Origin of the sequence: Kribbella solani, from assembly GCF_014205295.1 — a bacterium.
GTDB lineage: Bacteria > Actinomycetota > Actinomycetes > Propionibacteriales > Kribbellaceae > Kribbella > Kribbella solani.
Window position 1 is genome coordinate 804,135 of record NZ_JACHNF010000001.1, and the last position, 26,777, is coordinate 830,911.

Below are 26,777 nucleotides of genomic sequence, written 5' to 3' on the forward strand. Positions count from 1 at the left end.
GCCACGACGGAGCGTGACCCTGGCAGGACGAGACTACCGCTCGCGGGATTCACCGGCCGCCGCTGCCGGCGCTTCCCAGCGAGCTCGAGCGCCGGTTGCCGGTCGGTACGGTGGGGTGATCGCGGTGGGCAGTGATTCTCTGAGGAGTGGGTATGGCGCGGCGGGTGCAGGCGGCGGGTGCGGTCGAGGCGGCGGACTGGGTGGTCGCGGGGGTGGGGGAGTTCGGGTCCGGTGTGGGTGGGCTGGTGCCGTGGGGGTTCGAGGCGTACGCGCGGGTGTTGCATCCGGCGTCGGCGGTGGGTGGGAAGCCGGTGACGTGGGCCGAGGTGGCGGAGTGGTCGGGTGGGGTGGTGCATCCGCGGGTGCAGTTCATGGCGCTCGCTGCTCGTCGGTGGAAGGGGAAGGGGTCGCGCGTACCGGCTGACACGCCGTGGGAGGAAGGGCCTGAGGTCGGGTCGCTGCCGGGCGCGCGGTTGAGTGCGCTGGGGGAGGTGCTGGCGCGGCACACGGGTACGGCGGAGCGGTGCTGGTTCTGTGTTTGGGACGGGGACGAGGACCGGCCTCGGGTGGAGTTGCCGAATCGGAGTTATCTGTTGCTGGAAGGGCCGCTTGATGCGGCGGGGGAGTTGGCGAGGTCGCTGTTGCCGCAGTCGCCGAACGTGTTCTGGCCGGACGACCGGGCCTGGTGTGTGGCGACCGAGATCGATCTGGATTCGACCTATCTCGGTGGTACGGCAGAGCTGGTCGCGGAGGTGCTGGCGGATGAGCGACTGGAGGCAGTACGCGTCGAGGTGACTGATCCGGTCTGGGCGGACAGCGACGAACTCAACCGCTGACGCCGAAAACTCGACCGCCTTCCAAACCCGCGCCCCGACCACCGGAGCCACTCGTGCTACGGGGCCAGGTGGCGTTGGGTTGCCCATTGGGCTACGTGGACTCGGGACGGCAGACCCAGTTTGCGCATCACGTTGCGGACGTGGTTGATGGCCGTCCACTCGGCGATCCGCAGCCGGTTCGCGATTTGGCGGTTCGTCAAACCTTCCGCCACCAGCACGACCACCTCGCGTTCGCGCGCGGTGAGTATCGTGTCCTCGAAGCTGTCGGCAGGATCGACGTACGAGTTGAGCAGGCCGGCGTCCTTGTCGAGCAGGGTCGGCAGCGGGAGCGATCGGCCGGCGATGCACGCGTTGTCGAAGGCAACTTGTCCGAGCCGTTGCCGCAGGTGCTGCAAAGTGCGGTCGACGTACGACAACACCTGCGCGCACGCGTAGCTCTGGGTTCCGGCCCGGATCGAATTGGCTGCCGCGATCAACCGGACCGCGGTCAGATCGCTGGCCGGGCGGCGATGACCGGACAGCACCAAGGCGAGCGCCTCCAGCGCGAACGGCGTCTCCGGGTGCGTACCCTGCTCGACCGACGCGGCCACCGCGGACCGGCAGATCCGCTCCGCCTCCCGGTGATCGCCGCGCCGGAACGCGATCAGCCCGGCCAGCGCGCGGACGTTCTGATCGGCACCGTGCGCCTCCAGCAGCGGAAGCGCGAAATCGACCGCCTCGTCGGCCGCCGGCACGTCGCCGTGACTCAGCGAGATCACCGCCAGGTCGATGAGCGCCCGCGCGGCCGCGCCCGGCGCCTCGGCCGCCCGCCACATCGACAGGCTCTGCTCGCACAGCGTCCGGGCCGCGCGCAGATCGCCGCGGATCCGGGCGATGTTTCCCAGATGGTTGAGAGCAGCCGCCTCACCGAAGGCCAGGCCGAGTTTGTGGTACGCGGCTACCGCGGCGCGCTGGTAATCCTCGGCCAGCGCGTACTCGCCGGCCGCCATCGCCAGCGCTCCGGCCGAATGCAGCGCGTCGGCGTGGCGACGGTGGCCCGTACGCGTCGAATGGTCCGCCAGGGTTTCCTTCAGCATCTGCAGGCCCGCGCCCAGTTCGCCCTGGCTGAACATGAACCGTGACAGCCAGGTCGCGAGTGCCAGCGCACTGTCCGCATCGCCGCGGAAACGCAGGTGCCGGTACGCGGCCAGGACGTTCGCCTGTTCAGGCATCAGCCGGCGCAGGTACGCGGCGTGCCGGCCGTCGCCGAGCTCTTGTTCGGCGTCGGCGACCAGTTGCAGGAAGTACACGGCGTGCCGGTCGCGTACTTCGTGCTCGTCGATCGTGTCTTGGAGTTGCTCGATGCAGAACGCCTGAATCGTACCCAGCTGATGGAATCGCGGCTCGCCGTCGGGATCGGGCGAGACCGACAGCAATCCCTTGTCCAGCAGGGATTCCAGCAGTTCTTCGCCAAGGTTCCGGGTCACTTGCGCGACGGCCGCCGCGGCCGCGAGGCTGAATCCGTCCGCGAAGACTCCGAGGCTGGTCAGCAGGTGGCGCTCCCGCGGACTGAGCAGTTGGTAGCTCCAATGGATCGCCGCGCGCATGCTCTGCTGCCGAGGTGGCACGTTGGCCAGGTCGAAGCGCAGGATGTCGATGCCGTCGCGCAACCTGGTCAGCAACGCGGCCGGCGCGAACAGCCGGAGCTTCGTCGCCGCGAGCTCGATCGCCAGCGGCAGTCCGTCGACCAACCGGCAGATCTCGGCGACGTCGCCGACATTGTCGTCGGTCAGCTTGAAGTCCGGCGTGACCGCCCGGGCCCGCTGTACGAAGAGCGCGATCGACGGCGTGTCAGCCAGCTTCGCGAACGGCATCCGCCGCGAGTCGGGAAGCGGCAGGGGCCGAACCGGGTACAGCCGTTCGCCGTAGATCTGCAGCGGCTGACGGCTCGTGGTCAGTACGCGCAGACTGGGACAGTACGACAGCAGACCGGCCAACAGGTCGGTGACGCCGGTCGCGACGTGCTCGCAGTTGTCGAGAACCAGCAGCACTTCGCGGTCGCGCAATCGCTCCCGGATGGTGTCCGCGGTACCGGGATCACGCTGCAACTCGGCAGGACAGGCCGTGGTGACCGCGCTGGGGACCTGGCCTGATTCCGACAGCGCGGCGAGCTCGACCGGCCAGGCGCCGTCGCGGAAGGCGGCGCGTACGTCCTTGACCACCGCCTGAGCCAACCGGGTCTTGCCGGCGCCGCCGGGACCGGTGAGCGTGACGAGCCGGGCCGGACTCTGGATGATGCGGCGCAGTTCGGCCCGGTCATGGTCGCGTCCGACCAGCGGGGTCGGCGGGCAGACGCCGTTCGCCCAGTACACCGCTGTCGTGTCGCGTTGCTCGGCCGGATCACGGCCGTCACCGGTACTCATCGCGCCGCGTAGCCGCCGTCCACGATCAGGTCGGTGCCGGTGACGAACGAGGCGTCGTCGGACAGCAGGAACAGCACCGCGGCCGCGATCTCGTACGGGGTCGCCATCCGGCGCATCGGGGTGGCGGCCACGAAGTCGGTGACGAATTGTTCCGGTAGGCCCGTGGTCATCGGGGTCCGGACCATCCCGGGGGAGACGGCGTTCACGCGGATGCCGGCCCGCGCGAGTTCGACGGCCGCGGCGCGGGTCATCGCCGCGACGGCGCCCTTTGCGCCGTGGTACGCGAAGGCGGCGCCGGAGCCGATCTGGCCGAAGACCGAGGACACGTTCACGATCGCGCCACGGCCGGCCAGGTGCATACTCGGTACGACCGTCTGCATGCCCAGCCAGGTACCGCGCTGGCTGACGTTGACGACGCGATCCCATTCGTCCGCGGTGATGGTTTCGAGACCTTGCCGACCGAGGACGCCGGCGTTGTTCACCAGCAGAGTCGGGTAGCCGAAGTGCCGGCGCGCGGTGCGGGCGAACTTCGACCAGGCGTTGGGGTCGGTCACGTCGACCTCGGCCGGAACGACGCGGCCCGGCAGACCAGCCGCCTCGATCTCGGCGGCCGCGGCCGCGCACCGATCCCGATCCAGATCACCGAGGACGACACCGACGCCGGCCGAAACCAGCCCGGTCACAACCTCCCGCCCAATCCCACCAGCGGCCCCGGTCACCAGCGCACAACGCCCGGCCAGCCCCACCGCCCCACCCAACCGCTCCTGCTGCACCCCCTGCTCGTCGTGGGGGAGCTGAGCTGGGCGGGTTGGCTCTGCGTCCGGTTGGGCGGGGGTTGTGGCGGGGGTCATTGGTTGGCCTTGTCGGGGGTGGTGGGGAGCCAGGCGAGGGCGGCGGCGTGGTTGGCCGCGTGGGTGAGGGAGACTCGCGGTACGGCGAGGCACGCCGCTTGACGCCAGCGCTCGATCGCGCCGGAGAGGCGTACCTCGGGTGGCTGACGCGGCGTCCGGAGGATCTCGATGCCCTGCCACGGCACCGGACCGGGCCAGCACAGCGCCGCGACGACCGCCTGCTTGGCCGCGACTCGCGCGGCCAGGTGCTCGCCGGCCCGCGCGAGCCCGAAGCAGTACGCGAGCTCCGCGCGACTGAGCAACCGGCGCCATGGTTGCTCCGGGCAAACATCGTCCGGCACCCGGACGATGCACACCCGAAGCGCGGTCGAGTACGTCATCCGCACGGTGACAGCACCACCGACGCGTACGTACCGCCCCAGTTCGCCGCCGTGACCACCGCGGCCCGGCCGGCCGGATCACGCTCCGACCCGACGTACCGCTCCAGCCCAGGCAACGGTTCCCGCAACCCCGCGATCGGCGGAACCCATCCGGTCCCAAGACTCTCGGCGGCAGCGAGTACGGACATCAACGGAGTCGTCGAGTGGATATGCCCGACCTGTCCGGAAATGTTGGCCAGCCGAGTCGTACCAGCCGGGAACACCGAGGCGATCGCCCGCGCCTCGGCCCGGTCGAGGGTGCCGGTGCCGCGCGCGTCGCCGTACACCACGCCGACCTCCGCCGGGGTCACCCCGGCCGCGTCCAGCGCGTTGCGGTGGCACTGCGCCCACGCCTCGCCGGACTCCTCGTTACCCGCGACCCGATACGCATCCGCGGTCCCGGCATGCCCGCGGACCTCGGCGAGGATCGTCGCCCCACGCTCTTTCGCGTGCTCCAGCGATTCGAGTACGAGGGCAACCGAGCCTGCTCCGAGCGCGCAGCCGCTGGCCCGGGTGTCATACGGCCGGAGCGCGTCGGAGGTCAGAATCCCGAGGTGGTCGTAGCCGAGATGCACCAGTCCGGTCAGCTCGTCCGCGCTGACCGCCGCCATCACCTCGGCCTCACCCCGCCGGATCAGGTCCGACGCGTACCCGAGCCCGGCGATACCGGACGCGCAACCGATGGCGAGCGTGGACAGCGGGCCCTTGATCTGCAAGGAAAGGCAGGCGTGGCCGGGTGCCGCGTTCATCACCGAGTTCGGGAACAGGCGTGGGTTCACCCGGTGCGGACCGTCCGTGCCGATCGTCTCGGTCAGTTGCGCGACGGTGTCCAGCGGACCGGTGTACGTACCGAACACCATCCCGACGTCGGTCGCGTTCTGCCGGGTGATCTGGTACTCGGCGTCCGCGAACGCGTCCCGGGTTGCCGCCAGTACGAGGGTTCCGAGCTGGTCCAGCCGGCGGGCGTACGCGGGATCGATCCGCCGCCGGTAACCCTGATCGGTGATCTCGGCAACCAATTTGCTGGCTGCTTCGCCGGTGTCGATCCGGGTCGCCGCCGCGATCCCGACCTGGCCGGCGCGCAGGCCGGTGATCAGGCCGTCGCGGCCCAGACCGATCGGCGAAACCACCCCGGCGCCGGTGATGACCACGCGGCGATCGGGCCGTTGCGGCCCTGGTTTGAGCGTCCGCCCGAGTACCAGCGAGCAGTTGTTGCCGCCGAAGGCGAACGAGTTCGAGACCACCAGCCCGAGGTCCGCCCGGCGCGACGCGTTCGGCACGATGTCGTACGCCGGGCCGGCCGCGGCGACCTCCTCGGCCGGCTCGACGTTCACGGTCGGTGGCAGGATCTGTTCGCGCATCGCCAGCGCGCAGACGGCGGCCTCCAGCGCCCCGGCCGCGCCGAGCATGTGGCCCACCTGCGACTTGGTACTGCTCATCGGCGGCACGTTCTTGCCGCCGAACAACGCCGTCACCGCCTTGCGCTCGGCGCTGTCGTTGGCAGGCGTTCCGGTGCCATGACCGTTCACATAATCGACATCCGCCGCGGTGTACCCGGCCTGCTCCAGCGCGCGGCGCATCGCCCGCAGTGCGCCGCCGCCGACCGGGTCCGGCGCGGTGGCATGGTGCGCGTCACTCGTCAACGCGTACCCCAGCACGTACCCGAGCACCTGAGCGCCGCGCGCCCGGGCCAGTTCCTCGGACTCGAGTACGAGGAACGCCGCGCCCTCGCCGATGTTGAGTCCGCTGCTTCGCGAGTACGGGGCGCAGGGCTCCTCGTCGAGTGCTTTCAGGCTGTCGAAGCCCGCGAGCGAGAGCAGGTCCAGTACGTCCACGCCACCGGCCAGCATCACGTCGGCCCGGCCTTCGCGAATGGTGTCCAGCGCCCAGCCGATCGAGTTCGCACCGGCCGCGCAGGCGTTCGAGATCACCACCTTCGGGCCTTTCAGGCCGAAGGCCGCGCTGACCGCGTCGGTCGAGGTGGACAGCGGGTACATCAGCAGATGCGCCTTCGAAGCGCCGGCGCGGCCGTCACGGAGCAGCTGCCAGTGGTACTGCTCGCCGGCATCGAGACCGCCCACCGACGTACCCGTCGCGATCCCGACCCGGTACGGATCGAATCCCGCGAGGTCCAGCTTGGCGTCCTCGAGCGCCTCCGCCGCGGCCCCGAGGGCCAGGCCGATCGCCCGATCGATCCGGCCTTTGCTCCGCCGCGGCGGAGCCGCCACCTCGGCGACCTCACCCGAGTAGTGGCAGCTCAGCGTGGACGTGTCCAGCCGCTTGGTCCGGCCGATGCCGCTGACGGCGTCGCGGACGCCGGTCCAGACCGCGTCGGCCCCGGTGCCCAGCGCGCAGGTCACCCCGATGCCGGTAATGGCGACCCCTGTGGCGTTCATATGCTCTCCTCACCAGACCTGTGTCGTCAGCCGTTACTCGAGTGGTACGCCGAAGCTGGTGGCGACCAGGAACGGCGCGGCGGTGGTCAGTACCAGGTGTTCGGGCTGCTCGAGGGTCAGCTCGAGCCCGGCCGCGGCCACGTCGGCGTCGACCCGGGCGGTGCCGATCACCCGCTCGAGCCGGGGCGAGTACACCGCGTGCGTGACCGCTCCGAGCGGCTCGCCGTCCACGCCGAGGGCGGTGCCGGCGGCCGGCGGGTCGTCCAGCCCTTCGGCGGCGATCCAGCAGACCGGGCGGCGGGCCGGACCGGCCTCCCAATGCGCGGTGAGCGCCGCCTTGCCGATGAACTCGTGGCCGAAGTCGACCATCCACTGCAGGCCTGTCTCGAACGGCGTCGCGCCGTCGGCCTCCTGCTCCAGGTTGGCGAACCGCATCTCCATCCGGCAGATGTCCAGGGCATCCAGGCCGACCGGCTGGGCGCCGAGTCCGGCCAGGTGATCACGCAATTCATTGCCCGCGGCAACCGGGATGTGCAGCTTGTACCCGTACTCGCCGCTGACGCCGGTCCGGCTGACGAGCAGATCCTGGTCGTCGCCCCACGACTCGGTGACGAAACTCGAGTACGACATCGAGGTGATCGGGAAGGACAGGAACTTCTGGGCGAGCGCCGGTGATTGCGGGCCTTCGATCCCGTACACGCGGTAGTCGTCGGTGACGTCCTGCACGTTCACGTCCTGGCCGCAGGTGTTGCCGGCGGCAACCAGGTAGTCGGCCACCGCGGCGGCCTGGGCCGGCCAGACCTCCACCAGGTAGTCGTTCCCGGAGCAGTGGATCAGCGCCTCGGCCAGCAGGGTGCCGTCGGTGTTCAGCAGCAGCGCCGAAGAGATCTGTCCTTCGAGCAGGAAGTCGACGCCGCGGGTCGAGACCTGGCTGAGGAACTGGGCCGCTTCGCCGCCGGTGATCCGGAGCAGGCCGAGGCCGGTGTAGTCGATCAGGCCGCACGCGCCGCGCAGCAGCTCGTACTCGGCGACCGGGTCGGAGTAGACGTTCCGCATGATTGGTCCCTTCGTCAATGTCATTGACTGTCATTCCGTTCGGTCACGACGAGCCGGGTCGTCATCACCACTTCGCGGCCGACCGACGCCTGGCCGATCACCGACATCAGGTCCCGCAGCCGCGGACCGGTCTGAGCCCGGATCACCAGCTGGTCGCCGGGTACGACCGTGCGCAGGAACTTTGCCTGCTTGATCTCGGCGAGATAGCCGACGCGTTCGGCGACGTCCGCGACCGGCTCGCCGGTGGCCTGGGTCGCCGCCGCGCTGCCGTAGATCACCGCGGCGAGCTGCGCGACGCATTCGACCAGCAGTACGCCCGGGTACAGCATCCGGCCGGGAAAGTGGCCGGCCAGGACGGGATCGGAGGCGGTGATGCTCTTGATCGCCTCCGCCCGTACGCCTGGCTCGACCGACGTCACCCGGTCCAGCAGGAAGAACGGGTACCGGTGCGGCAGCAGCCGGGCGATCTCGTCGGCGGACAGTTCGCGTACTCGCGCGACCGCGGGCGTACTCGTCACCGGTTGCCCGCCACGTGGTCGACGAGTCGGTTGAGTGAGAGCAGGCACTCGGTGTCGTCGTCGGTGATGACCACCCCGAACTCGTCCTCGACGGCCATCGCCAGCTCGAGCGTGTCGATCGAGTCGAGCTCGAGCCCACGGCCGAACAGCGGCTGGTCGTCACCGATCATGTCCGGGTCCACCGCCAGGGCGAGCCGCTCGACCAGCAGGTGCTTGACCTCGCCGCACAGCTCCTGCCGTACCTTCGCGGCTGCCTTCGTCTCTTCCAGCGTTGCCACCATGTGGCCTCTCCTGTCGCTTGTCGGGTTGCGTTGCCGTACGGCTCAGCAGGTGCTGCGGATTCAGCAGGTCAGGCCGCCGTCGATGACGACGGACGCCCCGGTCACATAGGCGGATTCGGGGCCGAGCAGGAACCGCACCACCGGCGCCACGTCCGCGGGTGTTCCGATCCGGCCCAGCGGCACGCGTTCCACGAAAGCGGTCAGCTGGTCCTGCGGCATCGAGCGCGTCATCGCGGTGTCGACGAAGCCCGGGATCACGGAGTTGACCCGGACGCCGTAGCTTCCGAGCTCCTTGGCGAGCACCCGGACCACGGCGAGCAGACCGGCCTTGGAGGCGGCGTAGTTCGCCTGGCCGGCCGGGGCGTTCACGCCGCTGGTGGAGGCCACCGCCACGATCGCGCCGCCGCGCTGCACCGCCATCAGCCGAGCTGCCGCGCGGCAGACCAGGAACGAACCGGTGAGGTTGGTCTCCAGGACCGAACGCCACTTCTGCTCGCCCATCATCAGCGCGTAGCCGTCGTTCGCGATGCCGGCGTTGCTGACCAGACCGTCCAGCCGGCCGTGGTCGGCGCGGATGCCGCGGAACATCCGGTCCACCTCGGCCGGTACGGCGACGTCGGCCTGGATCAGCTCGGCCCGCGGTTGCAGTTCGCGGATCTGCTCGAGGACGCGCTTGGCCTGCTCGAGGTCGCGCCGGTAGTTCAGCAGTACGCGGGTGCCGTCCGCGGCCAGGTCCATCGCGACACCGAGGCCGATGCCCTTCGTGGCGCCGGTGACCAGGACGACTCGTTCTGATTTGCTCATCACCGGACCGCCGTCCGGAGACTGAGGGCGAGTGCTTCGGAACCGGTCAGGTGCCGGCCCGTCCGCACCATGCTGCGGCCGAGCCCGGTCAGCACCCGGCCGGGACCGACCTCGACGAAGGTTCGCGCACCGATCCGGGCGAGGGTCCCGACGGTGTCGGTCCAGCGCACCGGCCGCATGATCTGGCGACTGAGCAGCTGCCGGTACGCCTCGATGTCGTGGACCGCGCAGCCGGTCAGACTGGAAATGAACGGTACGCGGGGCGCGCGCAGGTCCGCCGCCGCGAGCATCGGCGCGAGTTCACGCTCGGCCTCGGCCATCAGCGGCGAGTGGTACGCGCCGCCGACCGGCAACCGTTTCACCCGCAGCGCGCCGGCCGACCGGGCGGCCTCGATCACCAGCTCGACCTCCTCCGGCGTGCCGGACACGACGACTTGCCGTGGTGCGTTCAGGTTGGCCAGGACGACCACGCCCGCGCTGACCGAGGACTGCCGGCACAGATCGGTCACGTGATCCGCCGACAGTCCGCCGATGGCGGCCATCGCTCCCGGTTCCCGCTGCGCCGCGTCGGCCATCGCCCGGCCCCGCTTCGCCACGATCGAGAGCGCGTCCGCCCAGCTCAGACAGCCCGCGGCGACCAGCGCGGCGTACTCGCCGAGGCTGTGCCCGGCCACCGCGATCGGGCGGCAGCCGGCCGCGGTGAGCTCGGCCGACAGCACGCTCGACCAGACGAAGACGGTGAGCTGAGCTGCCTCGGGATCCGCCAGCGTGATCGCGTCGGCGCGGGTCATCAGCTCGCCGACGGCGACGCCGGTCAGTTGTTCCGCGGTGTCGATCAGGCTCCGGGCCTCGACTCCACAGCGCGCCAGTTCGCGGCCCATACCAGGTCGTTGGCTGCCCTGGCCGGGGAAGACGAACGCCAAGCCGGTCACCAGTCCACCTCCGCCTCGGTCGCGGCGGCCCAGCACAGATCCAGTGCGGGGAGGCCGGGGGACGGGCAGGGGTGCAGTGCGCCGTGGCCGGGAATCTCGGGCGCTCGGCGGTCGGCATTCGGTGGCGCCTGCGCTGAACCGGCGGTGTCCGGGCACTCCTCCAGAACACCGCCGGCCAGCACGCCGCCGGCCAGCACGGCCCGGTGATCGCGGGCCCAGCGGGCCAGCTCTCCCCGCAACCGGATCGGCCGGGCACCGTCGCCGCCCGTCGTAGCGACGACGATGTCGCGGTAGCCGGCCCCGACCGGCAGACCGCCGACGATCTTGATCACGCATTCCTTGATCCCGAACAGCCGAGCCAACTCCGCCGGCTCGGCCGCTCGTTCGGTTTCGTCGAAAATGCGGTGCGGCCAAGCCGGACCGACGCGCCTGGCGGCCAGCGCGAACCGCTGCTGGTCGAGCAGGTCGACACCGGCGCCCAGCAGCCGGCCCCCAGGTGTCCGGGGCACCGTCAATACCGTGGCGTAGCCGTCCGTACCGTCGAGCGGCAACGGCCGGCGGTGGCCGGTAGAAGGCATCATGAGTTTGCTCCCAACACGCATTGAATCGGGGGGCGGGTGGGCTCGGTGCTGAATTCCGAGCGCTTGTTCGTGCGGGTTGGGGTGGATGCTATGAATCCGCTCTCGGGGCTGTCAAGGAATCCACGCCTAACCAATGCTTGCCGGTTGACGCCCGGCGCCGGCCGTCGCCAGTCTTGGCGCAGTCCTTACCGCCGGCGAAAAATGTTGAGACCGGCATCAATAGTTTTCACCGGAATCAATTATCGACAAATATATGAATGGAAAGGAAACGGCCTATGCCACGCTGGGTCGAGACCGCGCCCCGGATCGTCAGCTGGGGGTACGTGGAGACCGCCGTCCAGGTGCGGTGGTCCGAGTGCGATCTGCAGCGCCATGCCTACTACGGCAACTACATGGTCTGGTGCGATCTGGGCCGGGAGGCGTTCGCCCTGGCCGTCGGGGTGAACTACCTGGACTACCAGTTCACCACCACCGAGTTCCGGATCCGTTTCCACACCCCGGCCTACTATCGCGACGAGCTGCTGGTCCGGACCTGGAGCTCGACGCCGCAGGCCCGGCTCGACTGCCACTACGAGATCTATCGCAAAGCCGGCCGGCAACTGATTGCCGAGGCAACTTCCCGGCACGCGCTGGTGGACTCCGAGAAGGGCCTCCGGGTCAAGGGCCCGTCGGAATTTCACGACATTTTCGAGGCGTTTCTGGAAAGCAAGCGGCCGCGTCAGCCCGAACGCGCGTAGCCGGGAATATACCCACGATCGCAGGAGGACGGCCCATGAGTGAGCTACCTACTGATCAGTTGGCCGCCCAGTTGCGCGGTGAACTGCTGGTCCCGGACGGTCCCGGTTACGAGGACGCGCGCCGGGTGTACAACGCCGCGATCAATCGGCGGCCGGCGCTGATCGTCCGCTGCCGCGGGGTCGCGGACGTGGTCCGGTCGGTCCGGTTCGCGGCCGAGCATTCGCTCCCGGTCGCGGTCCGCGGCGGCGGTCACAGCGTTGCCGGGCACGGCACCTGCGACGGCGGCCTACTCGTCGATCTGTCCGGCATGCGTGATGTCCGGGTCGATCCGGAAGCACGCACGGTACGAGTCGCGGGTGGCGCCACGCTGGGCGACCTGGACGCCGGCACCCAGCTGTTCGGCCTGGCTACACCCACTGGCCAGGTGTCGATGACCGGCATCGCCGGCCTCACGCTGAACGGCGGCATGGGAATGTTGCAACGCCGCTACGGCCTGACGTGCGACAACCTGTTGTCGGCGGACGTGGTGACGGCCGATGGCAGCATCGTCACGGCCGGCGCGGACAGCCACCCGGAGTTGTTCTGGGCGTTACGTGGCGGCGGCGGCAACTTCGGCGTGGTGACCTCGTTCGAGTTCCGTTGCCATCCGGTCGGTCCGACGGTCCTGGCCGGCATGGTCGCCTGGCCGGTGGACAAAGCACCCGAGGTGCTGGCGTTCCTGCGCGACTACATCGTGGACGCGCCGGAGGAGCTCAGCGCGGACGCGCTCTTCATGTTCGCGCCGCCGCTCGACGTGATCCCGCAGGAGTACCAGGGCACCCGGCTGATCGGGATCTTCCTCCGGTACGTCGGCGCGGACCTCGATCCCGAGGTGGTCCGGCCGATCCGCGAGTTCGGTACTCCGGTGCTCGACTTCGTCTACCCGATGCCGTACGTCGCGGTGCAGCAGATGCTCGACCCGTTGAACCCGAACGGAAACCTGCACTACTGGACCGGCGAGTACCTTGCCGAGCTCGGCGACAAGCAGATCGAGTTGCTGTCCATGTTCGGCGCCAGCCTGCCGGACCCGCATTCGATCATCGAGGTGATCCCGTTCAACGCCGCGGTCACCCGGGTCGCGCCGGACGCGACCGCGTTCAGCCACCGGCAGGACAGCTGGCTGATCCACATCCTCGGCCAGTGGCCGGACCCGGCCGACTCGCACCGCTGCCGGACCTGGGTCAAACGGGCCGGCGCCGACCTCCGGGCGATCGGCTCCGGCGACACGTACCTGAACCTGGTCACCGATGAGGAAGTCGACCGGGTCGACACGGTCTGGAACAAGACCCGCATGCGCCGGCTGGCGAAGGTGAAGGCCCAGTACGACCCCGGCAACATGTTCCGCTTCAACCACAACATCAAGCCCGCCGATGATGCGGACAAGGATGCGGCCGCGGATGCGGACACTCGTCGCGAGCGGCGACGGTGACTCGCTGCACGGCTCCGGACCGAAGGCGCGCGTAGGTTCCGTCGGCAGCGGTCAGCACGCCCGCTGCCGCCTCGCCGCCGAACTCGGTGATGACGAAGGCCGCGGCCAGTTCGGTGACGTCGCGGATGACGCCGAGAGGTAACAGGGAGCGGGTTTCGGCGATCGCTTCCTGTTCACCGGCGCGCAACACCACCCGGGTACCGGGCGCGACGGCCGTGGCAGCGACGGCGACCGCGAGGTTGTCCAGGTCGTCCGATCCGACCGCCGCCAGCGATCGGCACCGATCGAGCCGGAGTCGTTTCAGTACCGAGCGCTCGGTACCGTCGCCGATCACGACCGGTATGCCGAGGCCGCGCGCGACCGGAAGCCATCGGGCCGACCGGCTGCGTTCGAGCCCGATCACCGGAACTCCGAGGTTGAGCAGCAACTCACACAGGCGTACGCCCAGTTGCCCCATCCCGACCACGATCACGTGATCCCGTCTGGGTACCGACCGTGAACCGACCATGCTCAGGAGCCGTGGTTCGAACAACCGGTCGATCAGGCCCGCGGTGAAGATCGAGGTGAAGCCGATCGTCGCCAGCATCGCCAGCCCGGACCAGATCGCGTACCCACCGCCTGTTCCGGTCGGTCCTGGACCCACCGTGGCGACGACCCGGGCGGCGTCGAGGAACGCGCCGGTGGGGTCATGGTGTGCCGCGAGAACCAGCCAGGCCCAGTCGATCAGCAGGACGGTGAGCAGCCCGAACAGGCCGAGGAACATCAAGCGCGTACCCGTGTCGTGCTGATGTGGATGGTTCCAGCGAAAGGCCCTGATGATCCGGCGCCGGCGGCCGGGCCGTGCCGGCGGGGCATGGCGTACATCCGGCGTCCCGTTCGCTCCGCTGACGATCTGCCGGACCTGGTCGTCGTGCGCCTGGACCCAGAGCAGCTCCGGGTCCAGGCTCGGTCCGGCGATGCCGGGGGCCGCGATCGACGCCGGTGAGAACACCGTGCACTGCGGCAGCAGGGACCGCAATTGGCCGGCCATGGTGCGGTCGAACACGGTCACCACCTGGCGGAGCGCCGGCGCCAGGTGCGCGATCGCCAGCGCGTACCGGAGGGCATGGACGTCCTCGCGGACGAGGATCGCGGCGGCGGTCACCGGCGCCGCCAGTACGCGGGCCAGCTCGGCATCGGTCGGTGCGCCGAGATGCTCGATCGCGCACCGGGCCTCGAGCGTCGCGCAGACCCGGCGCGCGGCCGGGGTCTCGCCCACGATCAGGAACGTCATTCTTTCCCGATGACCCGGTCCACGAACCGCCGGACGAAGGCCGCCCGATCCACCTCGAACGCGATCCGTACCCGCGGGCCGTCACCCCAGTCGCGAGCGTCGGAGTCCTGGCCCGGACGCCAGTCGGCGATCGTCATCCCGCGGGTGAAGCGCCCCTGGGTTTCCACCGCCATCGGGAGCGTCTCTTCGGCCGTGATCAGTTCCGGATGCGCGACCACGCCGACCGTCAGCGGCGAATGCATGGCGCAGCAGTAGCGACCGAAGATCTGCTCGTAGAACGACATGTAGAGCGGCGCGCCGGCGGCCACCAGCTCGGCGGCCGGGGTGGCGGCGGCGGTCACCTCGTCGAGGTGTTCGGCCTCGAAGATGGTGTCGTTGGTGACGTCCAGGCCGATCTGCAGGAAGTCCCAGCCGGCGGCCACGCAGAGGGCGGCGGCCTCCGGATCATGCAAGGCGTCGGCTTCGGCGACCGGAGTTTGGTTGCCTGGTACCCGTACCGCGCCGCCCATCCACACGACCTTGGTCAGGCGCGACGGCAGCTCCGGGTCGAGCAGCAGCGCGATCGCCAGATTCGTCAGCGGCCCCAGCCCGATGTACGTCAGCTCGCCGGGGTACTGCTTCGCCAGATCCACCGTCAGCTGAGCGGCCGTCGCACCGACCAGACTCGTGTACTCCGGGTCGGGAAAGTTCGCGTTGCCGAAGCCGTCCTCACCGTGGATCTCCGGTACGTAACCGGCCTTACCGCCCGCGAGACCCTGCCCGGCCCCCTTCGCCAGCGGTACGTCGCAGCCCAGTCGCTCCATGATCACGGCAGTGTTCTTGGTGACCTTGCCGACGTCGACGTTGCCGAAGCTGGTCGTCACCGCGACGATCTCGAGCTCGGGAGACAGGATGCCGTAGATCAGGCCCATCCCGTCGTCGACGCCGGTGTCGGTGTCGATGATGACCTTGGTCATGTCATGTCCTCCATGGCTGGCTGAAGAATTCACAGTCGCTCCAAACCCCATTCGGCGTTGGCGGCCAGCAGACCGCCGTCGACGGCGAGCAACGCGCCGGTGATGAAGGACGCGAGTGGACTGGCCAGAAAGGCGACCAGCCCGGCGACGTCCTCGGGCTCACCGATCCGGCCGGCCGGGTACAGCGCCGTCATCCGCCGCTCGGCCTCGGCCGGATCCGGGGCGGCGGCCCAGGCACGGGTGGTCAGTGGCGTACGGATCGCGCCGGGCAGCACCGCGTTCACCCGGAGCCGGCCCGCGTACTCGAGGGCGGCCGTCTTGGTGAAGTTCGCGATCGCGCCTTTGGTGATCGTGTAGCCGGCCAGCGCGGGATCGCCGGTCACGCCGAGAACCGAGCACAGGTTGACGATCGACGACTCCGGGGGAGCGATCACCGCGAACTCCGAGGTCATCGCGACCACGGCTTCGACGTTCACCTCCCAGAGCCGGCGGCGTTCGCCGGCGCTGGTCTCCGGCAGGCGCTTCTCGAGCTGGAGCGCGGCGTTGTTGACCAGCAACCAACGCCGATCCGGATCGAGCGTACGCAGGGCCTCGGCCCGGACCGCGCTTTTGGTCACGTCACCTCGAACGTCGAAGTCCGACTCCGTCGCGGTCAGGTCGAGTGCCGTGACCCGCGCGCCGGCGGACCTGAGCAACCGGACGCAGGCCGCGCCGATACCGTTGCCGCCGCCGGTGACGAGAGCATGGACGTCGGAGAGGTTGATCTCGAGCATGGTCAGCCGTTCCGTACCGACGAGACGGCTCGTCCGAAGGATTCGATGACGCGCTCGACGTCGTCGTCGGTCACCGGGGTGGACAGACAGCCGGTGCCACGCGGCATGATCACGATGCCGTGGTTCACCAGCTGCAGCCGGACCTCGTCGAGCAGGTGCGCGTCCGCGGCCCGATGCGCCTGGTAGCTGTCGATCGGCTCGTTGCTGAAGGCAATGTTGAACATCGAGCCGACACCGTTCACGTGGACAGCGACGCCCTGGTCCTTCGCCTCCTTGCGGAGGCCTTCCCGGAGCCGGTCCGTACGATCGGCCATCTCGTCCATGACCGGCTGGGTCAAAGCGGCCATCGCGGCCCGCGCTCCGGCCAGGACCGGGGGAGCAGCGGTGAAGGTGCCGGTCTGGAGCACGGCGCCCGGGCCACCGTTGAAGACCTCGAACAGCTCCGCGCGCCCACCGAACGCGGCCAGCGCGAAACCACCGCCCATGATCTTGCCGATCGCCATCAGATCGGGCCGATAGCCCCACTCGCCCGAGGCACCGGAGTAGCCGGCCCGCAAGGACTGGATCTCGTCGAAGACCACCAGTGCCCCGGCCCGGTGCGCGTGCTCGAAGACCGCGTCGAGAAAGTCGCGCGTCGCGGTCACCAACGAGCCGTTGCCGAGGAACGGTTCGACGATCACCGCCGCGATCTCGCTTCCCCACCGGCCGAACGCGTCGGCCACCGCGGCCGGATCGTTGTAGACCGCGGTGACCGTCGAGGTCGGTTCGAGCCCGGCCGACGCCGGTCGTGATGGCGCCGCGGTACCGGCCGCGAGCGCGGGCAGGACGTTGATGTCCTGGTAGAGCTCGTTGTGGCTGCCGTGGAAACCGCCCTCGAACTTGAGTACCCGATGCCGGCCGGTGTTGGCCCGGGCAACCCGCAGTGCGAACGCCGCCGCCTCCGAGCCGGTGGTGGTGAAGTGCAGTCGTTCCAGTGGCGGGTAGCGGACCGCAAGCTCGAGCGCGTACGCGGCTTCGAGCGGATGCGCGGTGCCGATCGCACTCGAGGCACTCAGTTCCCGTACGAACGCGCTGTTGGTCGGCCGGTGCCCGTGCCCGTGCGGCAGTGACGTGTAGTTGTTGACCAGATCCAGGTACTCGTTGCCGTCGATGTCGGTGACCGTCGCGCCACCGGCGTCGGCGGCATAGAACGGGTACGGCTGGAAGGCGAGGGTGCCGCGGGAAACGCCGCCGCTGACGATCGTCCGGGCGGTGTGGAAGAGCTCCTGTGAGCCGGGCGTAAGCGTCTGGTAGTGCTCGATCGCGGACTGATGAGACGTCGTCACAAGTGTCTGCCTCCCGGTGCGGTTCCGGCCTTGACGTTGCCGCCGGACTCATGTGGTAATACTGGTTATACCAGCAGGATCCGTCTGGTCACAAGGCAGCTCTGGGGTCAGCCGCCACCGGTCATGAGTGGCACAAGGAGACGTTTCATGGGACCTGTTCACAAGGTGATGGCCGCGCTGGCCGCCACTGTTTGTCTGCTCACCACGGCCGCGTGCGGTGGTGCCTCCGGCGGCTCTTCCGAAGGTGGCGGCAGTGGCGGCGTGGCGCTGCTGCTGCCGGGGACGAGCGGTGACGGCGGATTCCTGGACAGCGCCAAAGCCGGTGTCCAGACGGCGGCGGACGAGGCGGGCATCAAGGCGCAGGTGGTGGAGGCAGGCACCGACCCGACGAAGTGGCAGCCCGCGCTCGACGACCTGGTCGCCGGCGACGCGAAGCTGATCGTCACCGGAAGTTTCGCGATGGCCGACATGATCCAGCAGGCGGCCGAGGCCAACCCGGACAAGACGTTCGTCATCTTCGACGCGTCCGTGAACTACGGCAAGTGCAAGTGCCCGAACGTCTACTCGATCACCTACGTCGAGACCCAGGTGGGATTCCTCGGCGGGGCGCTGGCCGCGCTGATGGTGACGACACCAGGGATCGCCAAGGTCAACTCGGCCGGTACGCCGGCGATCGGCATGGTCGGTGGCGAGGAGATCCCGGTGATCGCCGCGTACTTCCAGGGCTTCAAGGCCGGCGCCAAGGCGGTCGCGCCCGGCGTCAAGGTGCTGACGACGTACTCGGGTTCGTTCAGTGACCCGGTCAAGGGCAAGGCCGTCGCGGCCGACCTGATCAACCAAGGTGCCGGCGTGATCGCCGCGGCGGCCGGCGGTACGGACAAGGGTGTTTTCGAGGCCGCTGCCGCGCGTGGTCTGTGGGCCATCGGTGCTGACAAGCAAGAGACCGTCGATCCCAAGGTCGGCGGCGTGGACACCGTACTGACGGCCGCGACGGTCGACGTCCGCAGCTCGGTCAAGCAGGCAGTTCTCGACTGGCACGACGGCAAACTCAAGGGCGGCACGGCCGGCGCGTACGGGGTCGAGGACGGATCGGTCTCGATCGTGGAGAGCCCGCTCTACACCTCGGTCGTCCCGGCGAAGATCCAGAACCGGATCAAGGAACTGGTCGCGGAGCTGAAGGCCGGCAAGTACAAGGCGGAGCTGACCGCCTCATGACACGGCCGGACCACGGCGCGGAAGATCCTGGTACGCCGGTCGTGCTGGAACTCCGCGACGTCGACAAGCACTTCGGGCCGGTACACGCGAACCGCGCGGTGTCGCTCTCACTGCGCCAGGGCAGCGTGCATGCCGTCCTCGGCGAGAACGGCGCGGGCAAGTCCACGCTGATGAACATCCTCTTCGGGGTGCTGACGCCGGATTCCGGTGAGATCCGCGTACACGGTGAGCCGCGGACGTTCGCGACACCGAAGGACGCGATCGCGGCCGGGATCGGAATGGTGTTCCAGCACTTCGGGCTGGTGCCTGAGCTCTCCGCGCTCGACAACATCTCGCTGGGTGCCGAGCGCACTTCCTGGGGCCTGGTGGATCGGGATGCCGCGCGGGCGAAGATCGAGGACCTGTGCCGGGAGCTTCGGGTGGAGTTGCCGCTCGAGCAGCGGGTCTCGGCGCTGACGGTCTCGCAGCAACAGCGGGTCGAGATCCTCAAGGCGCTCTACCGCGGCGCGCGGATTCTGATCCTCGACGAGCCGACCGCGCTGCTCGCGCCGCAGGAGCGCGAGGGGCTGTTCGACGCCGTCAAGCGGCTGCAGCAAACCGGAGTGTCGGTGCTGTTCATCACCCACAAGCTGGACGAGGTCGAGCTGCTGGCCGACGACGTCACCGTCATCCGGCACGGCGCGGTCGTCGCCAGGCATCGGGTCGGCACCGTCACCCAGGACGAGTTGGTCGCGGACATGGTCGGCGCGGCGACGGTCGCGTTGAGCCGGACCGAGCGCGTACCGCTCGACGTGGCGATGGCAGTGCGCGAACTGACCGCTGTCAAAGCGAACTCGTCCTCGTTGCAGGAGATCGATCTTGAGCTTCGGGCCGGCGAGATCACCGGTGTGATCGGCATCGACGGGCATGGCCATCAGCTGCTCTGCGAGGTGCTGGCCGGAGTCCGGTCCCCGGCCGGCGGCGAAGTCAGTCTCTTCGGCGTGCCACAGCGTCGCTGGGGGCGCGCGCGGGCAATGGCGGCCGGCGTCGCGTTCGTACCCGAGGACCGGCTCACCGCCGGCGTCGCCAAGCATCTCAGCATCGCCGAGAACCTGGTGGCGAACCGGCTCGGCGACCCGCTGATCACCAGGTTCAGGTTCATCCGGCGGCAGGCGTCGCGCCGGCATGCGCGGGTGCTGATCGAGCAGTTCGACGTACGCTGCCGGGACGAGCTGCAGCCGGTCGGGAGCCTGTCCGGCGGCAATGTCCAGAAGGTGGTGCTGGCCAGAGAACTGTCGACCGATCCCCGGGTCGTGGTCGTGTGCGAGCCGACGCGTGGTCTCGACATCGCCGCGATCGCCAGCGTGCACGGGCGGCTCGCGGCCGCCGCCGATGGCGGCGCGGCAGTGGTACTGCAGTCCAGCGACCTCGACGAAGTACTTGCCGTGGTCAACCGGATCGTCGTGTTCCGGGACGGCAGAATCGTTGCCGACGTCCCCAATCGGGACGACGTCGACGCGAAGGTCCTCGGCGCGCTGATGCTCGGCGCCGCCCGGCCGGAGGCAGCCTGATGAGCGGCGGCCTGATCCGGGCCGGTGTGCGCAGAGGCAGCGCGATCAAAGTGTTGCCCGACTGGCGGTCCGGGATCCGGCTCGGCGCCGGCGTGCTCGGTGCCGGCCTGGTCGTGCTCGCGCTGCTGGCGCTGACCAGCGACAACGTGCCCGCCTCCGTCGACGGTCTGCTCACCGGAGCGGTGTCCAGTCCGGGGCGTACGGCGCAATGGCTGTCGTACTCGAGCTATCTCATGTTCACCGGTGCGAGTGTCTGCCTCGCCTTCCGCGTCGGGATGTTCTCGATCGGAGCCGAGGGCCAGGTGTTCGTCGGTGCGCTGGCCGCCGGCGTCGTCGCACTGGCGCTGGGGCCCAGCGCGGCCGCACTTCCGCTGGCGGTGCTGGCGGCCGCGGCGGGCGGCGCGATCTGGGCCTTCCTGCCCGGGCTGATGAAGGCGTACCTGAACGCCGACGAGATCGTCACCACGTTGATGCTCAACTACGTGGCGACCTTCGCGTTCGCCTTTGTGATCAAGGAGGCGCTGCTGCCGGCCGGGGCCGGCTTCCCGGTCTCGGCGTACTTCGACCGCGGCACCTGGCTGCCGAGTTGGGGATCGTCGCCGGCCATCCCCAGCTCGTTGGTGTTCGCGATCCTGGCCTGCGTGGTCGTGAGCGTCTTGCTGAACCGGTCCCGGCTGGGCTTCCGGCTGCGGATGGTCGGCGACAGTCAGCCGTTCGCCCGGGCCAACGGGTATCCGGTCCGGCGGCTGATCTGCGTTGCCTTCGTGGCATCCGGAGCGGTCGCCGGTCTGACCGGTGCCGCCATCGCCTTCGGGGGTACGCATCGCCTCATCATCGGGATGGGCGCCGGGATCGGCTTCGAAGGTGTACTCGTCGCCCTGCTGGCGGTCAATCGGCCGGCTCTCGTACCCCTGACCGCGCTGGCCTACGGCTATCTGCGTACGGGTGGAGAGATCATCCAGATCACCGGCAACGTACCCCGAGATGTCGTGGTGGTCCTGCAGGGACTCCTGATCATCGGACTCGCTGCTCTGCTGCGCCGGCGCGCCGCACGCAACGCCACGGAGGTGACGCACTGATGTACCTGGCAAGCGTTCTCGAGGTTGCGACGCCCTTGGTGCTGGCGGCGCTCGGCTGTCTGCTGACCGTACGGGCAGGCATGGACAACATCGGCATCGAGGGCATGATGCTCGGCGGCGCCTTCGCGGGCGCGGCCGTGTCCACCACCATCTTCGGGCCGTGGGGAGGCCTGGCCGTCGCGGCCCTCGCCGGTCTCGCGCTCGCACTGTTACTGGCCTGGTCCCACCTGTCATTGGGCGCGGACTTCGTCCTCGCCGGCATCGCCGTGAACCTGCTCGCCGCCGGTGGCACGGCAACGTTCCTCTTCGCGATCAACAAGAGCAAGGACAAGGGCGCCAACGCGCTCGAGTCGAATCCGTTGCCCACGGTGCACCTGTCCTTCCTGGACGGCGTCCCGGTACTGAAAGCGCTGGCCGCTCTGTCGCCGATCACCTGGGCGACGCTGGTCCTCGCCCCGGTCGTGGTGTACCTGTACTTCCACTCCCGGCCCGGAATCTGGATCCGGGCAGTGGGCGGCAACGCGCCGGCCGTGGTGGAGGCGGGCATCTCCCCGACGCGGGTGAAGTGGCTGGCGATGAGCATCTCGGGAGTCTTCGCCGGCCTCGCGGGCGCGCAGCTCTCGCTGGCCACCACGCACACCTTCGTCCGGGACATGACCCAGGGCCGGGGCTTCATCGCGCTGGCTGCCGTCTACCTCGGCCTGAAGCATCCGATCGGCACCATCATCGCGGCGACCGCGTTCGGCATGTGCCAGGCGCTGACCATTCTGCTGCAAGCCCGTACCAGCATCCCGACGGACCCACTGACCGCCTTCCCGTACGTCGTCACCGTGCTCGCGCTGGGTATCGCAGGACTCCGGTCACTGCGCCGCCCGTCGGCCACGGTGGCCTGACCGGAGCAGGAGCTCTGCTTGATGACCACCACCACTTCGTTCGTACGGCAAACCCATCGCCCGGCGGAGCTCGATGCCGGGAGCTGGCCGATCGCCGCCGGTACGCTCCCGTTCCCCGCGGTCGACCGCCGGGGGAGGACGGCGCGTTCCGGCGGCCGGGCCGAATGGGCGGCCCGGCTCGGTGAGCTGGCGGCGGCCGGGTTCGACCACGTCGAGATCACCGACACCTGGCTGCGCGCCGGGGACTTGGACAAAGAGGAGCTTGCCGACCTGAGCGCTGCCGGCCGGGAACTCGGCCTGACGATCGCGGCGGTCGCGTTGATCCGTGCCAGCGTGATCGATCCGGTGCACGGCGACGACAACCTCGCGTACAGCCACCGTGCGATCGAGGCCGCCGCGACGCTGGGTGCGCAGGTGGTTTCGGTCGGACTGCATGAGCGGCTGACGAGCGAGCAGGCGTCGGCGTGGTGGTTCTGGACCCGCGATCATCTGGCCAACGACCCGGACGACCGCGAGCTGCGGGCGCTCGCGGTCACCCAGCTGCGCGAGCTCGGTGAGCACGCGGGGTCGCTCGGGATGCTGCTGACGCTCGAAATGTACGAGGACACCTTCCTCGGCAGCGCCGAGAGCGCGATCCGGCTGGTCGAGGAGATCGGCCGAGCTGACGTGGGCCTCAACCCCGACACCGGAAACCTGATCCGGCTGCATCGGCCGACGGACCCACCCGGAGAGGTACTGGCCGCGGTTCTGCCCTGGTCGAACTACTGGCACGTGAAGAACTACCTTCGCCTGGAGGACCCGGCGAGCGGCACGATCCTGACCGCTCCCACCTCGATGGAGCTCGGCGTCATCGACTACCGCGACGCGATCCGGTCGGCGCTCGACTGTGGGTACGCCGGAATCATCACCTGTGAACATTACGGCGGCGACGGGTTGTCGGTGAGTGCTGCCAACCAGCGCTACCTTCGCGGCCTGCTGAAGTCGGTGCGCCGATGACCGCGATTCACAACGGTGCCGAGACGTTCGCCGACGAAGCGTTGCAAGGTTTGGTACTCGCGTACGGCCGGGATGTACGCCGGGTGGACGGCGGGGTGATCCGCGCAGCTGTTCGGCCGGCTGGTCAGGTGGGGGTCGTGCTGGGTGGGGGCTCGGGTCATTATCCGGCGTTCGCCGGCCTGGTCGGTCCTGGGCTCGCCACCGGAGCGGTATGCGGGCAGGTCTTCACGTCACCGTCGGCGGCGCAGGCGTACCGGGTGTGTCACGCCGTCGACGCCGGAGCGGGGGTGCTGCTCGTGTACGGGAACTACGCGGGGGACGTGCTGCATTTCGGCATCGCGCAGCGCCGGTTGCTTGCCGAGGGCCACGATGTTCGTACCGTCCTGGTGACCGATGACATCGCCAGTGCTCCGATCGAGGAGCGGGACCGGCGGCGGGGGATTGCCGGTGATTTCGTTGTGGTGAAGATCGCCGGTGCGGCGGCGGAGGCCGGTGCCGATCTCGATGCGGTCGAACGGGTTGCGCGGAAGGCCAATCGGCATACCCGGACGCTGGGCATCGCGATCTCCGGTTGCACGTTGCCGGGGGCAACCGAGCCGTTGTTCGAGGTGGCGGCCGGGACGATGTCGGTCGGGCTCGGCATCCACGGCGAGGCGGGGATCGAGGACCGGCCGCTCGCTCCGTCGAGTGAGCTCGCCGTCCTGCTGGTCGACGCGCTCCTCGCGGAGCGGGTCGACGGTGGAGGGCCGGCGCGGGTCGCGTTGGTTGTCAACGGGCTCGGGACGGTCAAGTACGAGGAGTTGTTCGTGCTCTTCAAGGATGTGGCCGGCATCTTGGCCGAGCGTGGAGTGGAAGTGGTCGAGCCGGAAGTGGGGGAGTTGGTGACCAGCCTTGACATGGGCGGGGTGTCCGTCACTGTCTGCTGGCTCGACGACGAACTCGAGACGTTGTGGCGCGCGCCTGCCCGCGGCCCGGCCTTCGCGAAGACCGTGCCGGGCGAGGTCGACGACAGCGTCCCGGACGTCGGGCAGTGGAGCGACGCGACCGTCCGGCTGCCGAGGCCGTCGACCGCAGAATTGGTTGCCGCCGCCAACGATGTGGTGGCGGGGCTGGAGCTGGTGTGCGCGACCCTGGCGGAGCACGAGGAAGCGCTGGCCCGGCTCGACGCGGTTGCCGGTGATGGTGATCACGGCTCCGGGATGGTGCGGGGTGCACGCGCCGCGCTCGCCGCCGGGATCGCGGCCGAACACCAGGGCGCGGATGCGGTACTGGTCGCCGCCGGTCGCGCCTGGGCCGAGTACGGCGCCGGGACTTCAGGCGCGTTGTGGGGTGCCGGGCTGGAGGCGGCCGGGCTCGCTGCCAACACGGCCGGGACCCTGAACACGTCCACCGGAGTGCAAGCAGTCGGCGCGGCGGTGGCCGCGATCGAGGAGTTGGGTGGCGCCCGGCCGGGCGACAAGACGATGCTCGACGCGATGCACCCGTTCATCACAACACTCACAACCAGCTCCACCACGGAATCTGATCGCCCGGCGGCGGAACCGGCCGGCGGGCTGGGTGGGGAATCGGTTCGTCCGGCGGTCTGGGTTGAGGCGGCGGCTGCCGCGGGTGTGGCTGCCGCGGCGACTGCTGGTTTGAAACCCAGGGTGGGGCGGGCGCGGCCGCTGGCCGAGAAGAGTTTCGGGCACCCCGATCCGGGCGCCACCTCGTTCGCGATCGTCGCGATGGCGGTCGCCCAACACCTGATGGAAAGGTCGTTGCAATGACCGGCAAACTTCGGATCGTCGTCGGTTCGGACGACGCGGGGCTCGGGCTGAAGACCGCGCTCGCGGCGGATCTCGGCCGGCACCCGCGGGTGGAGTCCGTGATCGACGTCGGCGTCGGCCAGGACAGCCACACCGCGTACCCGCACGTGGCTGTCGCCGCGGCCCGGCTGATCGCGGCGGGCGAGGCCGATCGCGGCCTACTGGTGTGCGGCACCGGACTCGGCGTCGCCATTGCCGCGAACAAGGTCCGTGGCGTCCGCGCGGTGACCGCCCACGACGTGTACTCGGTCCAGCGCGCCGTACTGAGCAACAACGCGCAGGTACTGACTCTCGGCGAAAGGGTGATCGGGATCGAGCTGGCGCGCGCCCTCGTCCAAGAATGGCTGCGGCACGACTTCGACCCGGAATCGGCTTCCGCGGCGAAGATCGACGCCATCACCTCGTACGAGCAACCATCGTCCGAAGCCGCGGCCGGGAGGAGGCCATGAGCTCACCCCGAGACGTACGGCCCCTCCCGGCCGCGGGGGATCTCCCGCGCGTACGGGAACTGCCCAAGGTGTCGTTGCACGATCATCTGGAAGGCGGACTCCGGGAGTCCACCATCCTCGAAGCCGGCGAGTCGCTCGGTCTCGCGCTGCCGGCCGATGACGTGGAGTCCTTGGGCGCGTGGTTCCTCCGCGCCGCCAACAGCGGCTCGCTGGTGACTGTGCTGGAGTCCTTCTGGATGTCGGTCGCCGTGATGCAGACCGCCGACGTACTGTCGCGGGTCGCCTGTGAGTACGTACTGGACCTGGCGTCCGACGGGGTGATCTACGGCGAGGTCCGATGGGCGCCGGAGAACATGCTCACCAAGGGACTGAGCCTCGACGACGCGGTCGAAGCGGTCCAGTCGGGACTCGAGACAGGCATCGCGACGGCCGCGGCCCAGGGCCACCGGATCGTCGTACGCCAGCTCCTGACGGCGATGCGCAACGGCGCCAACTCGCTGGAGATCGCCCGGCTCGCGCTGCGCTGGCGTGACCGCGGCGTGGCCGGGTTCGACATCGCCGGGCCGGAGGCAGGTTTTCCGCCTAGCCTCCATCGCGACGCGTTCGAGCTGCTGGCGAGCGAGTTCTTCCCGGCAACGGTCCATGCGGGCGAGGCAGCGGGCCTCGACAGCATCCGGTCCGCGCTCGTCGACGGTCGCGCGAGCCGGCTCGGGCACGGCGTACGCATCACCGAGGACATCGACGCGACCGGCACCGGACCGCGGCTGGGACAGGTGGCGCGGTGGGTCCGGGATCACGGCGTGGTGCTGGAGACGAGTCCGACCTCGAATCTGCAGACGGGCGCCGTGCCCAGCGGAAACCTGGCCGAGCATCCCTTCGACCTGCTCCACCGGCTCGGCTTCGCGGTCACCGTCAACACCGACAACCGCCTGATCAGTCAGACCACCCTGAGCCACGAGATCGCCTTGCTCTGCGACACTTTCGGGTACGGACTGCCGGACCTGGAACGCTTCCAGCTGAACGCACTGTCCGCGGCGTTCGTGGATGCCGGTGAACGGGCCCAGCTCGAAGCCGTCATCCGGACGGGACACGCGCCATGGAGCTGACGAATTCCGCACTGAACCGGCTGGGCGGCATACTAAGTGGTTGCACTGGTCAGACTGGCCTAACAGCTGACCGAC

The 26,777-nt window shown here is 69.5% G+C and carries 25 protein-coding genes; 11 read left to right on the forward strand and 14 right to left on the reverse strand.

The features are described from left to right. The first annotated feature begins 152 nt into the window (after positions 1-152). A complete protein-coding gene (locus HDA44_RS03565; RefSeq protein ID WP_184831290.1) occupies positions 153-836 on the forward strand; it encodes a hypothetical protein in 684 nt (227 codons plus the stop codon). 56 nt (positions 837-892) lie between these two features. On the opposite strand, the gene HDA44_RS36920 is transcribed toward HDA44_RS03565, so the two are convergent. The 10 genes from HDA44_RS36920 to HDA44_RS36925 all read right to left on the reverse strand — a co-directional run bounded on the left by HDA44_RS36920 (position 893) and on the right by HDA44_RS36925 (position 11,076). After that, the gene (locus tag HDA44_RS36920) at positions 893-3,238 is read right to left on the reverse strand and encodes an ATP-binding protein (RefSeq protein WP_184831292.1); all 2,346 of its coding nucleotides are present in this window, start codon (positions 3,236-3,238) and stop codon (positions 893-895) included. Then, on the reverse strand, positions 3,235-4,011 hold the full coding sequence (locus tag HDA44_RS03575) for an SDR family NAD(P)-dependent oxidoreductase (RefSeq protein ID WP_337905613.1): 777 nt from the start codon (positions 4,009-4,011) through the stop codon (positions 3,235-3,237). The genes HDA44_RS36920 and HDA44_RS03575 overlap by 4 nt, the downstream gene beginning before the upstream one ends. A 74-nt stretch (positions 4,012-4,085) precedes the next feature. Further along, entirely contained in the window at positions 4,086-4,469 is a 384-nt protein-coding gene (locus HDA44_RS03580) for a holo-ACP synthase (protein ID WP_184831295.1), read from the reverse strand. After that, on the reverse strand, positions 4,466-6,904 hold the full coding sequence (locus HDA44_RS03585; RefSeq protein ID WP_184831297.1) for a beta-ketoacyl-[acyl-carrier-protein] synthase family protein: 2,439 nt from the start codon (positions 6,902-6,904) through the stop codon (positions 4,466-4,468). The genes HDA44_RS03580 and HDA44_RS03585 overlap by 4 nt, the downstream gene beginning before the upstream one ends. A 33-nt stretch (positions 6,905-6,937) precedes the next feature. Next, complete coding sequence (locus HDA44_RS03590) at positions 6,938-7,960, reverse strand: aminomethyl transferase family protein (RefSeq protein ID WP_184831299.1); 1,023 nt, start codon at positions 7,958-7,960, stop codon at positions 6,938-6,940. Between the two features lie 20 nt (positions 7,961-7,980). Then, positions 7,981-8,478, reverse strand: a complete 498-nt coding sequence (fabZ, locus tag HDA44_RS03595; protein WP_184831301.1) for a 3-hydroxyacyl-ACP dehydratase FabZ — start codon at positions 8,476-8,478, stop codon at positions 7,981-7,983. Next, positions 8,475-8,759: a phosphopantetheine-binding protein gene (locus HDA44_RS03600; RefSeq protein ID WP_184831303.1), complete on the reverse strand. Its 285-nt coding sequence runs from the start codon at positions 8,757-8,759 to the stop codon at positions 8,475-8,477. The genes fabZ and HDA44_RS03600 overlap by 4 nt, the downstream gene beginning before the upstream one ends. Positions 8,760-8,819: 60 nt before the next feature. Beyond that, complete coding sequence (locus HDA44_RS03605; RefSeq protein WP_184831305.1) at positions 8,820-9,563, reverse strand: SDR family oxidoreductase; 744 nt, start codon at positions 9,561-9,563, stop codon at positions 8,820-8,822. Next, positions 9,563-10,495: an ACP S-malonyltransferase gene (locus HDA44_RS03610; protein ID WP_337905614.1), complete on the reverse strand. Its 933-nt coding sequence runs from the start codon at positions 10,493-10,495 to the stop codon at positions 9,563-9,565. The genes HDA44_RS03605 and HDA44_RS03610 overlap by 1 nt, the downstream gene beginning before the upstream one ends. Next, on the reverse strand, positions 10,492-11,076 hold the full coding sequence (locus tag HDA44_RS36925; protein ID WP_184831309.1) for a holo-ACP synthase: 585 nt from the start codon (positions 11,074-11,076) through the stop codon (positions 10,492-10,494). Before HDA44_RS36925 ends, HDA44_RS03610 begins: the two co-directional genes overlap by 4 nt. Positions 11,077-11,351: 275 nt before the next feature. Here HDA44_RS36925 and HDA44_RS03620 point away from each other — a divergent pair, with 275 nt between their 5' ends. Both HDA44_RS03620 and HDA44_RS03625 read left to right on the forward strand, forming a co-directional pair. Beyond that, the gene (locus HDA44_RS03620) at positions 11,352-11,813 is read left to right on the forward strand and encodes an acyl-CoA thioesterase (protein WP_184831311.1); all 462 of its coding nucleotides are present in this window, start codon (positions 11,352-11,354) and stop codon (positions 11,811-11,813) included. Between the two features lie 35 nt (positions 11,814-11,848). After that, a complete protein-coding gene (locus tag HDA44_RS03625; RefSeq protein ID WP_184831313.1) occupies positions 11,849-13,282 on the forward strand; it encodes an FAD-binding oxidoreductase in 1,434 nt (477 codons plus the stop codon). Here HDA44_RS03625 and HDA44_RS03630 read toward each other — a convergent pair. The 4 genes from HDA44_RS03630 to HDA44_RS03645 are packed head-to-tail and all read right to left on the reverse strand — an operon-like array spanning position 13,212 to position 17,609. Next, positions 13,212-14,555 (reverse strand): NAD-binding protein, encoded by a 1,344-nt coding sequence (locus HDA44_RS03630; protein ID WP_184831315.1) that lies wholly within the window; start codon positions 14,553-14,555, stop codon positions 13,212-13,214. The genes HDA44_RS03625 and HDA44_RS03630 overlap by 71 nt on opposite strands. Beyond that, on the reverse strand, positions 14,552-15,511 hold the full coding sequence (locus HDA44_RS03635) for a nucleoside hydrolase (protein WP_184831317.1): 960 nt from the start codon (positions 15,509-15,511) through the stop codon (positions 14,552-14,554). Before HDA44_RS03635 ends, HDA44_RS03630 begins: the two co-directional genes overlap by 4 nt. Positions 15,512-15,540: 29 nt before the next feature. Then, complete coding sequence (locus tag HDA44_RS03640; protein WP_184831319.1) at positions 15,541-16,284, reverse strand: SDR family NAD(P)-dependent oxidoreductase; 744 nt, start codon at positions 16,282-16,284, stop codon at positions 15,541-15,543. 2 nt (positions 16,285-16,286) lie between these two features. Then, a complete protein-coding gene (locus HDA44_RS03645) occupies positions 16,287-17,609 on the reverse strand; it encodes an aminotransferase class III-fold pyridoxal phosphate-dependent enzyme (RefSeq protein WP_184831321.1) in 1,323 nt (440 codons plus the stop codon). Between the two features lie 147 nt (positions 17,610-17,756). Between HDA44_RS03645 and HDA44_RS03650 the strand changes: the two genes are divergently transcribed. Genes HDA44_RS03650 through HDA44_RS03685 form a run of 8 tightly spaced genes read left to right on the forward strand, consistent with a single transcriptional unit; the run spans position 17,757 to position 26,702 of the window. Continuing rightward, positions 17,757-18,824, forward strand: coding sequence for a BMP family lipoprotein (locus HDA44_RS03650; protein ID WP_184831323.1), 1,068 nt, complete (start codon positions 17,757-17,759; stop codon positions 18,822-18,824). Further along, the gene (locus tag HDA44_RS03655; protein WP_184831325.1) at positions 18,821-20,374 is read left to right on the forward strand and encodes an ABC transporter ATP-binding protein; all 1,554 of its coding nucleotides are present in this window, start codon (positions 18,821-18,823) and stop codon (positions 20,372-20,374) included. The genes HDA44_RS03650 and HDA44_RS03655 overlap by 4 nt, the downstream gene beginning before the upstream one ends. Continuing rightward, positions 20,374-21,453: an ABC transporter permease gene (locus HDA44_RS03660; RefSeq protein WP_184831327.1), complete on the forward strand. Its 1,080-nt coding sequence runs from the start codon at positions 20,374-20,376 to the stop codon at positions 21,451-21,453. Before HDA44_RS03655 ends, HDA44_RS03660 begins: the two co-directional genes overlap by 1 nt. Then, positions 21,453-22,346 carry an ABC transporter permease gene (locus HDA44_RS03665; protein WP_184831330.1) on the forward strand — a complete coding sequence of 298 codons (894 nt, stop codon included), beginning with the start codon at positions 21,453-21,455 and terminating at the stop codon, positions 22,344-22,346. Before HDA44_RS03660 ends, HDA44_RS03665 begins: the two co-directional genes overlap by 1 nt. 21 nt (positions 22,347-22,367) lie before the next feature. Beyond that, positions 22,368-23,342 carry a sugar phosphate isomerase/epimerase family protein gene (locus HDA44_RS03670; protein WP_184831332.1) on the forward strand — a complete coding sequence of 325 codons (975 nt, stop codon included), beginning with the start codon at positions 22,368-22,370 and terminating at the stop codon, positions 23,340-23,342. Further along, on the forward strand, positions 23,339-25,108 hold the full coding sequence (locus tag HDA44_RS03675; RefSeq protein WP_184831334.1) for a dihydroxyacetone kinase family protein: 1,770 nt from the start codon (positions 23,339-23,341) through the stop codon (positions 25,106-25,108). The genes HDA44_RS03670 and HDA44_RS03675 overlap by 4 nt, the downstream gene beginning before the upstream one ends. Continuing rightward, on the forward strand, positions 25,105-25,596 hold the full coding sequence (locus HDA44_RS03680; RefSeq protein ID WP_184831336.1) for a ribose-5-phosphate isomerase: 492 nt from the start codon (positions 25,105-25,107) through the stop codon (positions 25,594-25,596). The genes HDA44_RS03675 and HDA44_RS03680 overlap by 4 nt, the downstream gene beginning before the upstream one ends. Continuing rightward, positions 25,593-26,702 carry an adenosine deaminase gene (locus HDA44_RS03685; RefSeq protein WP_184831339.1) on the forward strand — a complete coding sequence of 370 codons (1,110 nt, stop codon included), beginning with the start codon at positions 25,593-25,595 and terminating at the stop codon, positions 26,700-26,702. Before HDA44_RS03680 ends, HDA44_RS03685 begins: the two co-directional genes overlap by 4 nt. Positions 26,703-26,777: the final 75 nt, after the last annotated feature.